Raw genomic sequence first — 11,530 nt, 5'->3', positions numbered from 1 at the left:
CAAGCTGAGAACATCGGAAGCTGGGTGCGGTGAAAGTCGCACGCCCAGATTTAACTGAGAGATGCGGGGAATAATATCCCCCATCGACTCAACCTAATTTTTCCCTCAGCAATCAAGGGTTTAAAGCCCCTAAATTTATTTATGAAAAAAAGAAAAAATATGTATTTCGAGACGCACAGCGCATATTTACTGCGTCCCTATTGAATCCCCTAAATTTATTTATGGGGTTTCCTTTCTGCCTACTGCCTTCTGCCTTCTCAATTTCCTTAATTGGATAAAGTCGGACTAAGCTGTTGAAGAAACTCAATATTTAAATCTAGCTTTTCTCCTAACCATAGGGAATGAACTGCGTGGTCTGCCACAGCATTCCCTGTCTCAGGATGGACGAGAATATCCAATCCCTCACGATTGAGCATTAACCAAGGAACAACTTTATCAAACTGATTCGGTAAGAAAGCAACTTGATACATCGCTTTTGGATGGGGCCCGATGGGCTTGTCAAACCAGCGTCCGAGTTGCACGTCAAACCTAGCGCCTAATCCTTCGCGTACACGCGCAGCTGCATCCCGACTCGCAGGATCGAAGTAAACATGAGCATGAAAACCAGCGATCTCGATAGTATCTTCTTCCATAGATCCACTTTTCGCTCTCAACTCTAATTTTGGGTAGCGGACTTTTTATTTCTTACTAAAAAAGCCATATCTACGATGGGCTACGCCTACGCTCAATTTTAGCCCAATACAGTGTAGTTAGAGATCGGTTGTTGGAGATTCAATTTACAGAGATCATTGATTGAGATAACTAACTTTTATGGGGTAGGCAGCACACTGAGCGTTATCGTTAGCATAGCCTCTCGCACAGAAGTAGCGATCGCGCCGAAGTTTTGCCCACCCTAATTATGCAAGTTAAATGTGGAATAGCTTAGTGGTTAGTTGACGCTGAAAGCGCTTGTAGTTTGACAACTTCATCTATTTTAGGAGTAACTGAAAGATGCACAACATGCACTGAACAAGGAGCATGGTGAAGAACGTAGTTACTCACACTACCGAGAAATAGTTCCATCAGCCGAGAATGACCCCGACGCCCCATAACAATTAGGTCAGCGTTACAACTATGGGCTAAATCACAAATAATGCGACCAGGATTACCAACATTTTGTGTAAATTCCGTAGTCACACCTGCTGTGTTTGCTTGGGCACAGAAAGATTGCAACATCTGGATTCCTAAATTTTTAAAGGTATCCCACTGTTGTTGGTATAACTCAAAGCTTTGACTGGTCAATCCTGGATAGTAGTCCATATTAGACAGCATAGGAGCATAAGGACTACCCTCTTCTTCGGAAGATAGGACATGAAGTAACATTAAGCTAGCTTGTGTTAACTTTGCTAAATCTAATGCTTCCTCAAAAACCTGTTGCCCTATTTCCGAGCGATCTAATGCAACTAGAATCTTTTTAAACATCATAATAGACCTCCGATTTCATTGGTAATTGGTCTTTACGGTTTCGGTTTTCCAGATGCTGGATTGTCAAAAATGACTAATCCCTCAACTATGTTTAGCGACTTTTGAATTTTAAATCTCTTAAAGGTTTTCGCCCTATATTTATATTTATAGCAAAACAATTTGAGGAACTTGTGAGGAAAGCCAGCATTTATCTTTGAGGATCGGGGAGCATCTCATTTTAGAATAAATATCTTTGGGCCCTGAGCCTAAATCCCTTTCTCAAAGTTACTATGGGACTTCCAAATAAAAAAATGTCCTAAAAACTGACCCAAAAACCCTCTCTCTTTCTTCTCTCTCTGTGTTCTCTGCGCGGCAGCAGAGGACACAGAGAGAGAAGAAAGAGAAGAAAAAAATTGCTTAACTGAACTGTATTGATGGATAGCCTAAAAGGAGAGAAGTCAATATATTGCATACAAACGCAAAGGCTAAAGTATTAAACAATCCGGTTGACAATTGTCCACACTTCTCCATCAGAGCGGACATAGGGAACGGAGATTGTCTTAAAGCCAGTAATGAACGGCTTGTAATAAATCTGCCAATACATTGGACTCAGTTGATTGGCACAAGCCTTAAGAAAACGAACTTCTGCGGCCAGTTCACTTGCTAGTTGATTAATGCGTTCAGCATGAACCTGAGCCACTTCTTTGGCTTCCTCTAGCTGCTGCTGTTGGATAAGTTGTTTGGATTCACCTTGCGATCGCACTAACTTACCTTGTTTTTGTTTTATCTTGCCTTCCAAGGCGGTGATCGCTGCATCTATGCCCTGGAGTTCAACTGATAATTGGGCATTTTCTCTGGCTTGACGGCGGTAAGCTTCCACCATCGCCTGGGGTGAATCATTCTCGCCAGAGATGACATTATTTTTTATAGTGAGTGCAGCGCGTTCTTCTAAAAGAGCCTGAATTTGAGAGTTAAGTGCGGCTATTTCAGCCTGAGTTTGCTCCATAAATCGAGTTTTAAATGCTGAGTAAAATATTAAAAGCTTTTTGCGCCTTGGGTATCGAGAGAAAGCGATCGCACCTCGGCTGTAATTCCTTCTTCTTGCCAAGCAGCTAACATCGCCGCCTCCACAGCCTTTGAGTGTAACTGATCCGCCAAAGCTAACAGTGTCGGCCCCGCACCACTAATCACCATACCATAAGCACCAGCACTAACAGCTGCGATGTTGAGAGCATCATAACCAGGAATCAAAGCTTTGCGATAGGGCTGATGCAACTTATCTTGTAAAGCTGTCTTTAACCATTGTCCGTTACCAGTTTCCAAGCCACGCAACAATAAGCCTAAATGTGCCGTATTGAAAATCGCATCCGCACGACTCACCTCAGTGGGGAGAACGCCCCGCGCCTTGGAAGTAGAAAGTTCAAAATTAGGAATAGCCACAACTGGTACAACATCTTTATGCCAGGGAACATCACAAATTTCCCAACCTGCGCCACTGGTAGCAGCGAGACGACATCCTCCCAAGAAAGCTGGAACTACATTATCAGGATGTCCTTCCATTGCGATCGCTAACTCCATCACCTGCGACTGAGACAGAGTTGCACCCTCAAGTTGATTAGCTGCAACCAATCCACCAACAATTGCTGTCGCCGAACTACCCAAACCCCTGGACAACGGGACACCTAACTTAATCTCTATTTTCACAATCGGCGGTGTCTGCTCTATGTGTTGATAGAACTTGACAAACGCTTGGTAAAGGAGATTGCTCTCATCAGTTTGAACTCGTTCAGCTTCTGTACCAGTTACATGAATAGTTAGCCCACCCTCTTCTAGGCGAGTGAACTTGAACTCGTTGTACAGCTTTAATGCTGCACCGATGCAATCAAAACCTGGCCCCAAATTCGCAGTTGTGGCGGGAACGGTAACAGTGATGCTAGAAACAACAGACATTGGTAAAACTCAGTAATCATCAACTAGCATCCCATGTATTGGTAGCAGTTTGGGGCGAGTTTTTAAGCGTTACTGGGGATACTTTGATTTACTGTTCCTTAATCCATCCTCCGAGCCTTGAGTTTCAGTGCTTGTGGCTCTAGCAAAATTCTATTATGGGAATTTAAATGCTTGGATTGTGCGATCGCTCCACCCCATCTACATTGATGAGATTATCGTGAGTTCTGTTATAGTACAGATACACTATAAAAAACACAGATCCCAAAAAGTATAATTTGCAGAATTTGTAATTTACAAGGTTATGTAATATGTCTAGTGCGCACACAGGTATTGAGTGGACAGATAAAACTTGGAACCCAACTACTGGTTGTAACAAGATTAGTCCAGGTTGTTTGCATTGCTATGCAGAAGCTCTCACTAAACGTTTTCCTAATAACTTCAAGAATGGATTTGATTTAACTTTACACCCGGAAAGGTTAGCAGAACCTTTAAAGTGGCGTACTCCAAGTAGAATATTTGTGAATTCAATGAGCGACCTTTTTCATGAAGATGTACCTCTTGATTTCATTAAAAAGGTCTTTAAAGTTATTCATGAAACGCCTTGGCACATATATCAAATATTAACCAAACGACCGGAACGGTTAGTTGAGTTGGCTTCTGAACTAGAATTTCGTGAAAATATCTGGTTAGGTGTGTCAGTCGAAAATCAAAACTATGTTCATCGTGTTAACTTTCTTCGCCAAGTTCCCGCGACTGTCCGCTTTCTTTCGTGTGAACCACTTTTAGGTGAATTGAATCTTGAATTAACAGATATTCACTGGGTTATTGTTGGTGGAGAGTCTGGACAAAAACATCGCCCTCTAAAAACTGAGTGGGTAAAAGATATTCATGACCAGTGTCAAGCAGCACAAGTTGCATTCTTTTTCAAGCAGATTGGCGGCAGAACTTCTAAGGCTGGAGGTAGGTTGCTGGATGGTCAAATATGGGATGAAATGCCTGATGCTTGGAAGCAGCATCAAAAGGTATGGGGGAATACTCCACTGAAATTAGCAGGTAAAAAAGAAAGTTTGGTAATTACTGCTTAGATGGAAATGTAACTTTAACCGAATCTGCAAATTGATTCTTTCTTCTTTTATTAGCAGGTGGATCTGCTGTAATGTTACCCTTAGCTTCAAGATTATTAAGAGCAGCTTTATAGTTTTTGCTAATATAACGCCTGCCAACATGATGCTGATCGTAAATTTCTAGCATGGTTATTGTTTGACCTGCAAATGTATCCAAGAGCATTTCTTCTAAGTCATCAAGAGGACGATAAAATTCAAAAAGTAACGGTTGTCTACAGGTGGCTGGATTGTATTCAAAAGAAGGCACACCTTGATTTTGTTCAGAACTCTCTTTTGCCATTATGTCTTTCATGATTTTATAGCCTTTCACGTGCTTACTCACGAAGATTAAATGATGACTAGTTCGTTTCCCATTCTCATGTTTGAAGCGAAAAGGTAGAACATACTCTCCACCCATTTCTTTGAGAGCTTCACAAATTGCCTCTACAACTGTTAACTCTCGTTCTTCTGGTTTAAGTGTTTTTAGTTGTTGGCGTACTTGATCGGCTCGTATTTTTCCAAATAGCGCATTCATGTGTTCTTCAACAACTGCGTTCCCTAAACCCATATTGATGCGGTTGTAATTAAAAAAGAAAATACAATCACACCCCCAGTTCTTTACAACTGAGTTAATAAGTTTTAGCGATAATCCCTTATATCCCCACGGATCTACAAAAAACAATGTAGGGACTAACTTTCGCTCGTTAAATGTGTTGACAATATTTTCCCCAACTTCATGATTGATTACTTGAGGCTTATATTTAAAATCTTCAATACCAGGAATTAAATTTATAGCTTCATGAAGAGAACTGATATTTTCTGCATCAACATCATTAAATACTGTCACGAGCCTATTTTGCATATCTGGGTTAGAAATCCCAGTTTCTAAAACTTTTATTGGTGTTGATTTTGAACCATCTTTGTATCGACCTGGTCCTGCAAAAAGGTCTATGTAGGCAATTCTTGGATCAACTTCTCTACCTTCACTTTCAAGCTTTTTAATAGTTCCGATTATTACTTTTGCCCAAGCCCAAAAATATTTCTCAACAATTCTAGCTTTTATTAAAGATTGCTCTTTCTGTTCATCAAAGAAGGAAGTAGTACTCATACGCAACCTACGTGTATATAATCTAATACACTAATTGTAGGCTGCGTAAAGTGTTTGGTCAAAGTTATCTGCTAATAAAAGAGCTAGGCGCGTGGTGACTCTACTATATATCGCTCTTTTCGACAAGTTTAGTGGTCAAAAAGCTTACTTCAAAGTTCCCAAAACGGGCGCTACCTCAACCTCGGAAATTTGCGGAACCAAGAGTCCCTTAGCATAAATCTGAGGATTGCTTTGCGACACTATGGCATAAGACTGGCGAAGATTAGTATTGACTGCAACGGTCTTCACATCGTACATCTGCATCGCCATCTTGGGATAGAAACCAATACCAATAATCATCAACAGAAAACAGGCGGCGATAAATACCTCACGGGGTCTAGCATCCTCGTAGACTGCATCTTCTGGCACGAAGCAGTCTGTACCAAAACAAACTGTTCCGTCATCTTCTTGATTTTCCAAGCTTGCATTATTAATGTCGCATAGCAGTGCTGCATCTTTACCATAAAACACCTCTCGCAGCATGGAAAGTAGATAAATCGGTGTGAGGATAACTCCAACTGCGGCGAGAAAAACTGTGACGGTGCAGAAAGTTGAACTGTAAACGTCACTGCTTGTCATCCCAACAAATACCGAGAGTTCGCCAGCAAAGCCGCTCATACCGGGAAGTGCCAGAGATGCCATCGCGCCGATTGTAAACAGGGCAAAGACTTTGGGCATGGCTTGACCAATACCGCCCATATCTTTCATTACCATTGTGTGGGTGCGATCGTAAGTAACACCTGCTAAGAAGAACAGCACCGATGCAATTAAACCATGCGAAATCATCTGCAACATCGCGCCGTTGATTCCCAAATCAGTGAAGGAGGCAATCCCAAGCAATACAAACCCCATGTGAGAAATCGACGAATAAGCCAAACGCCGCTTCATATTGGTCTGAGCAAAGGAGTTCAATGCACCATAGATAATATTGACAACACCGAGAATGGCTAGAACCGGCGCAAAATAAATGTGTGCATCGGGAAGTAGTTCCAGATTCAGGCGAATCAGTCCATATCCGCCCATCTTCAGCAACACACCAGCTAATATCATCGATACAGGAGAGGATGCTTCGCCGTGGGCATCAGGCAACCAAGTATGCATGGGGAAAACAGCAAGCTTGACACCAAATGCAATCAACAATCCTGCATAAAGTAGCAATTGTAGACCAAGGGGATATTCTTTGCTGGCGAGGGCGGTGATGTCAAATGTCATATCACCGCCGCCGTATAGCCCCATTGCCAGGGCTGCCACTAAAATAAATATAGAAGCAGCTGCGGTATACAACAAAAATTTCGTAGCCGCATAACGACGCCTTTGCCCACCCCAAATGCAGACTAGTAGATAGACGGGAATCAGTTCTACTTCCCACATGATGAAAAATAGCAGCAAGTCTTTAGCAACAAACACCCCTACCTGTGCCGAATACAGCACTAGCATTAAAAAATAGAAGAGGCGGGGTCGGTGATCGACTTGCCAAGCTGAAAATATCGAGAGTGTGGTGACAAATCCGGCTAAAAGCACAAGTGGCGCTGAAAGCCCATCGACTGATACCGCCCAGTTAAAACCTAACTGAGGTATCCAGGCATAATTTTCCACCATTTGAAAACTAGCACTGCTGGCATCGTAATGCTTCCAAAACGCATAGCACATCAAGGCAAAATCTGCAATACCTACACCCAGTGCATACCACCGCACGCGCTTACCATCTTTATCAGGCAATACAGGGATGAGCAGGGAAGCAACAAGTGGCAGTAAGACAATCGCGGTAAGCCAGGGAAATTGATCCGCTATCATGTATGTATAGAAAAATACTTATTTAGTCAATTATGTCATTCTACTAAACTTTGTAACAATTTCTTAATAAATCTTTGTCCCAGTTAACTGCTTTGACCAAAAAACAATTCACTGGAGACTGGGAAAGAAATATTTTTATTTGTTAAGTGTTCTTGTGTACGCAGTTGATGATGGTTACTTACTTGCTCACGGTACTAATCCCGCCCGCAACGCACGGACAGCAGCTTGTGTCCTATCAGCGACACAGAGTTTATTGAGAATACCTCGAACATGAGTTTTGACAGTACCGACTGTTAAATAGAGCCTTTTCGCAATTTCTGCATTGTCGCAGCCAGCGACAATCAACTCTAAAACATCCATCTCTCTATGAGTTAAAGGATAGCTGACTATACTTTTCTCAGTATCTGCGTCAATACCTTCAATTAAGACTCTTTTTCCAGATGCGCCTCTGTTGCCATCGGGGAAATCTTGACGTATTTGTTGTAGTACAAGGTCTGCGATCGCTGGATCGATCCATGAGCTACCTGCATAAGTCGTTTGCACAGCCTCTACTAGTTTCTCAGTTTCTATATCCTTCATGCAATAAGAATCTGCACCTGCTGCAAATGCTGCTAAAACTGCTTGTTCGCTATTTTGCATCGTTAAAATTAGCAGCTTTGTTGTGTAGTCCTCATTCTCTGCCTGATATTGCCTAAATGTGCGTGTTAGCTCAATACCATCCATGTCAGGCAAACCAATGTCAATAGTAGCAACATCTGGCTTGAGAGTTTTCAGAAGCTTGATGCCGTCGGCTGCATTGGCTGCTTCACCAACAATGTTAAACTCTGGCTGAGTTTGTAAGGCAGACCGCAAGCCGATTCTTGTCAGGTTGTGATCTTCAATCACAAGGATCTTGATTTCACTCATAGTTGCTTAACTTTACTGTTATTTATCTAAAGTACAGATTAAAATAATCTCGTTCTTCTATTCGGGATCTTATACAAAAAGCAATGCGTTTGGTATTATTCCCTGAACTTCATCTACCATTAGACATAGATAACCTTATCTCGTAAGCTTTTCTAAGGCAAGAGTTTCGATATGACAATATAATTCAATCAAAAAATATTTTTATACATTAACCTGAAGCTCGATGTTTTATGCTAAAAAATTTTTCATGAACAATCTGGTAGCAAGTGAAAGTAGGTGATTATTAAGTAGTTATCCTTGCTTTGAGCGGTCTTATGCACATAAAAGCGACTAAAATAACTCACTCTACTACCCAGGCACTCATATTAATTGGATAATTTAGGCGGCTAATATACTTACAAAAAGAATACTCTGTCAAATAAATAGCACATACCACAAAGAAATAATCAGTTTGATTACGTAGATAAAAGGTATTTAACTCAGGAAACTCTAAAAGAAAATGTTAATCCTTAATAATCTCAGCGCTGGTGAAGTAAGCTATTACTAGATTTGCTAGGGATAGCCAAGCACATCTTTTTTATTTAGCCATGTCTTTACCTAAAACTGTCAAAAAAGATAAAATTCTCGTTGTCGATGATGTTTTTGACAATCTACTCGTCTTAGAAGCAGTCCTAGAAGATGAGGACTATGAAATTAGCTTAGTAGAAGATAGTAAGATTGCTCTGGCTATGGTTGAAGAGTCACCGCCAGACATAATTCTCTTAGATGTGATGATGCCGGAGCTAGATGGCTATGAATTTACTCGGCGCATCCGACAGAATCCGGCGTTGCCATTTATCCCGATTCTGCTGCTCACGGCTCACTATGAGTCTAGCGTTGTTGAAGGACTAGACGCTGGTGCAGATGACTTCATTCGCAAACCATTCGATCCTGATGAACTACATGCAAGGGTGCGATCGCTCCTGCGTCTCAAGCATAGTATCGACGAACGAGATCAGATGGCGAACCTCCGGGCAGATTTTGTCTCGCGTTTTACTCACGATTTACGTATACCCTTAGTAGCCTCCAACCGCGTATTAAAATTATTGCTAGAAGGCAGGTTTTGCGATGTTTCGCCACAATTGCAAGAGATAATTGATACCATGATTGGCAGCAATCAAGACCTGCTGGAAATGGTAAATACCTTGCTAGAAGTTTATCGTCATGAAGCGGGCTGTAAAACTTTAAAAATTTCTCCCTGCAATATTCAGGAATTAGTTAGTGAAGTTTCCCAAGAATTAACTCCCTTAGCTGAAGAGAAAGGATTAGCTGTAAATATTGATCGAGGTGAAACTGCAAGCACCATCATGGGCGATCGCATAGAACTGCGGCGAGTTTTGACAAATATTATCGGCAATGCCATCAAGTTTACAGACAAGGGTTCTGTAGATATTCACTGCTATCTAACTCCGGTAGCTGTGACTATTGATATCCAAGATACAGGGCCAGGAATTTCTAAACAAGATCAGGCAATATTATTCGAGCGATTTCGTCAAGGTAAACACCAGCGTTCTGGTAGTGGTTTGGGACTATATCTATCTCGCTGTATTATCGAAGCGCATCAAGGCACAATCGATGTGACATCTGAACCAGGGCAGGGTAGTACATTCACTATACGTCTACCTTTAGCTGGCGAAAACTAAAAGTAGACAGACAAAAATTATTACTTATCAATTTCTGGAACAACATGGGGACAGCTACTATCTCAATTAGTCAGACAAATAGAGGCAATTTATGAATTGCCTCTATTCGAGCAAATTATTAAAGGTAGGGAAATTTTTGCTTGTACTAATCTAAAGTCTTTTTAACTTCATCTTTGATATTCTCAGCAGTGTTGCGGACTTGAGCTTCAGCTTGTTTTGCTTTCCCTTCGGCTTTATCTTTAGGATCGCCAGTTACTTCGCCAATTGCTTCTTGTACTTTTCCTTCGATGTTTTTAGCAAAAGCTTTTGCTTTATCTTCAATACTCATTTTTTTGTTCCTAAAGGATGTTAAGTGGTGATTTGTTGTTGCTCGCTCGAAAAGCGCTGCAATATCTATAGATTACTTTTAGACAACTTTTAATTCTTCTATCTGACGATGTTTTTATGAAGAATATTTGTGTCCGTTGTACATAATTATTTAACCTTCAAATTCATCTTTAGGAATTCAAGTAATATCCAAAAGAAGGAAAGGTAACATTCTATTCTTCCATCTTGAGACAAAATAATTTATAACTTCAGATAGATAGCGATGATAAACCGCAACTTGGCTTATTACCACTGGATATGGTAAATATGTCAACGGGGTGCGGAGGCTTCCAAGTTGGTGATCGATAGTGCAGTATAAAGCCTTCTCTTCTCCCAAGGAGAGACGCGATCGCTTAGAGCGAGTCCGCGGACTCAATTCTGGGTAAATTAGACGAGATGGTTAAAAATACTTTCGTCTTTAATCACTGAATGAGGTTAGTTAGATGTCTGAACTTACGGACGAGCTTCAATATATTTTGAATTGGTTAAAATCTAGCAATCTTGATTTCTTTGATTGTTACAATCCAGGTTTAACTCGCCAGCAGATTGATGAAATTACTAAGGATTTACCATTCCGGTTATCCGAAGAATTATACGAACTTTATCAATGGCGCAATGGAACCGCCGATCTTGGTTATAACAATGGCTATCTACCACTCTATTTTTTGTTTCCTGAGCAATTAAAAGCCGATGTCATTTGTTCTTTTTGTTCCTTGCAAGATTCAGTTTATATTTATAAAAGTATAGGAGAAGCAACTAACTACGATGATGCATATTGGAACCAAAAATGGTTTCCTATTGCTGAATATGAGACTAAAAGAAGGCTTTATGTAGTCGGCGATCTCGATCCATCTCCGGTTTATCTTTGGGATGTTGGTTGCCTTGATGATTCAGTAATAACATATAAAAATCTCATCAGTATGATATCTGTAATTGCAGAGTGTTGTGAGTTTGGTTTATATCAACTTCTACCAGATAAAGATGGAGAAGACGATGACATGATAATCCGAATAGATGAAGAAAAGCTGGAACTTGAAAAAGAGATATATCGAAAATATAACTCATAATTACAGTAAAGATGAAGCTGGATAAAAACAAATTGCTTCCTTAGAGAAACTGTGGTATTTGAATATGAATAA

General features: G+C 40.7%; 11 protein-coding genes. 3 read left to right on the top strand and 8 right to left on the bottom strand.

Features of this window, described 5'->3' with window-relative positions; translation table 11 throughout:
- Positions 1-266: 266 nt before the first annotated feature.
- The 4 genes from V7K61_RS18685 to thrB all read right to left on the bottom strand — a co-directional run bounded on the left by V7K61_RS18685 (position 267) and on the right by thrB (position 3,393).
- Positions 267-632, bottom strand: coding sequence for a DOPA 4,5-dioxygenase family protein (locus V7K61_RS18685; RefSeq protein ID WP_335055442.1), 366 nt, complete (start codon positions 630-632; stop codon positions 267-269).
- Between the two features lie 289 nt (positions 633-921).
- Positions 922-1,461 carry a universal stress protein gene (locus V7K61_RS18680; RefSeq protein ID WP_335055458.1) on the bottom strand — a complete coding sequence of 180 codons (540 nt, stop codon included), beginning with the start codon at positions 1,459-1,461 and terminating at the stop codon, positions 922-924.
- A 475-nt stretch (positions 1,462-1,936) separates the two neighbouring features.
- Positions 1,937-2,449: a hypothetical protein gene (locus V7K61_RS18675; protein WP_335055440.1), complete on the bottom strand. Its 513-nt coding sequence runs from the start codon at positions 2,447-2,449 to the stop codon at positions 1,937-1,939.
- Positions 2,450-2,478: 29 nt separating this feature from the next.
- On the bottom strand, positions 2,479-3,393 hold the full coding sequence (thrB, locus tag V7K61_RS18670; RefSeq protein ID WP_335055439.1) for a homoserine kinase: 915 nt from the start codon (positions 3,391-3,393) through the stop codon (positions 2,479-2,481).
- A gap of 308 nt (positions 3,394-3,701) precedes the next feature.
- Between thrB and V7K61_RS18665 the strand changes: the two genes are divergently transcribed.
- Complete coding sequence (locus V7K61_RS18665; RefSeq protein WP_335055438.1) at positions 3,702-4,478, top strand: DUF5131 family protein; 777 nt, start codon at positions 3,702-3,704, stop codon at positions 4,476-4,478.
- On the opposite strand, the gene V7K61_RS18660 is transcribed toward V7K61_RS18665, so the two are convergent.
- From V7K61_RS18660 to V7K61_RS18650, 3 genes are all read right to left on the bottom strand, one after another.
- Positions 4,468-5,604 carry a three-Cys-motif partner protein TcmP gene (locus tag V7K61_RS18660; protein ID WP_335055437.1) on the bottom strand — a complete coding sequence of 379 codons (1,137 nt, stop codon included), beginning with the start codon at positions 5,602-5,604 and terminating at the stop codon, positions 4,468-4,470. The genes V7K61_RS18665 and V7K61_RS18660 overlap by 11 nt on opposite strands.
- Positions 5,605-5,748: 144 nt before the next feature.
- On the bottom strand, positions 5,749-7,437 hold the full coding sequence (locus tag V7K61_RS18655; protein ID WP_335055435.1) for an NAD(P)H-quinone oxidoreductase subunit 4: 1,689 nt from the start codon (positions 7,435-7,437) through the stop codon (positions 5,749-5,751).
- 186 nt (positions 7,438-7,623) lie between these two features.
- Positions 7,624-8,343, bottom strand: a complete 720-nt coding sequence (locus V7K61_RS18650; protein WP_335055433.1) for a response regulator transcription factor — start codon at positions 8,341-8,343, stop codon at positions 7,624-7,626.
- Between the two features lie 587 nt (positions 8,344-8,930).
- Between V7K61_RS18650 and V7K61_RS18645 the strand changes: the two genes are divergently transcribed.
- Positions 8,931-10,025 carry a hybrid sensor histidine kinase/response regulator gene (locus V7K61_RS18645; RefSeq protein WP_335055431.1) on the top strand — a complete coding sequence of 365 codons (1,095 nt, stop codon included), beginning with the start codon at positions 8,931-8,933 and terminating at the stop codon, positions 10,023-10,025.
- A gap of 145 nt (positions 10,026-10,170) precedes the next feature.
- On the opposite strand, the gene V7K61_RS18640 is transcribed toward V7K61_RS18645, so the two are convergent.
- Entirely contained in the window at positions 10,171-10,353 is a 183-nt protein-coding gene (locus V7K61_RS18640; protein ID WP_292713664.1) for a CsbD family protein, read from the bottom strand.
- A 481-nt stretch (positions 10,354-10,834) separates the two neighbouring features.
- Here V7K61_RS18640 and V7K61_RS18635 point away from each other — a divergent pair, with 481 nt between their 5' ends.
- Positions 10,835-11,458 (top strand): SMI1/KNR4 family protein, encoded by a 624-nt coding sequence (locus tag V7K61_RS18635; RefSeq protein ID WP_335055429.1) that lies wholly within the window; start codon positions 10,835-10,837, stop codon positions 11,456-11,458.
- The last annotated feature ends 72 nt before the right edge of the window (positions 11,459-11,530 follow it).

Source organism: Nostoc sp. (genome assembly GCF_036918015.1).
GTDB lineage: Bacteria > Cyanobacteriota > Cyanobacteriia > Cyanobacteriales > Nostocaceae > Nostoc.
Note: the sequence above shows the minus strand (reverse complement) of the source record. Positions and strands in the feature narration are given on the sequence as shown.

What these genes read in the sequence shown, in the direction of transcription:
- V7K61_RS18640 (WP_292713664.1), bottom strand. Translation starts at nt 10,353, where the DNA reads ATGAGTATTGAAGATAAAGCAAAAGCTTTTGCTAAAAACATCGAAGGA.
- V7K61_RS18685 (WP_335055442.1), bottom strand. Translation starts at nt 632, where the DNA reads ATGGAAGAAGATACTATCGAGATCGCTGGTTTTCATGCTCATGTTTAC.
- V7K61_RS18645 (WP_335055431.1), top strand. Translation starts at nt 8,931, where the DNA reads ATGTCTTTACCTAAAACTGTCAAAAAAGATAAAATTCTCGTTGTCGAT.
- V7K61_RS18680 (WP_335055458.1), bottom strand. Translation starts at nt 1,461, where the DNA reads ATGTTTAAAAAGATTCTAGTTGCATTAGATCGCTCGGAAATAGGGCAA.
- V7K61_RS18655 (WP_335055435.1), bottom strand. Translation starts at nt 7,437, where the DNA reads ATGATAGCGGATCAATTTCCCTGGCTTACCGCGATTGTCTTACTGCCA.
- V7K61_RS18665 (WP_335055438.1), top strand. Translation starts at nt 3,702, where the DNA reads ATGTCTAGTGCGCACACAGGTATTGAGTGGACAGATAAAACTTGGAAC.
- V7K61_RS18660 (WP_335055437.1), bottom strand. Translation starts at nt 5,604, where the DNA reads ATGAGTACTACTTCCTTCTTTGATGAACAGAAAGAGCAATCTTTAATA.
- V7K61_RS18650 (WP_335055433.1), bottom strand. Translation starts at nt 8,343, where the DNA reads ATGAGTGAAATCAAGATCCTTGTGATTGAAGATCACAACCTGACAAGA.
- V7K61_RS18675 (WP_335055440.1), bottom strand. Translation starts at nt 2,449, where the DNA reads ATGGAGCAAACTCAGGCTGAAATAGCCGCACTTAACTCTCAAATTCAG.
- thrB (WP_335055439.1), bottom strand. Translation starts at nt 3,393, where the DNA reads ATGTCTGTTGTTTCTAGCATCACTGTTACCGTTCCCGCCACAACTGCG.
- V7K61_RS18635 (WP_335055429.1), top strand. Translation starts at nt 10,835, where the DNA reads ATGTCTGAACTTACGGACGAGCTTCAATATATTTTGAATTGGTTAAAA.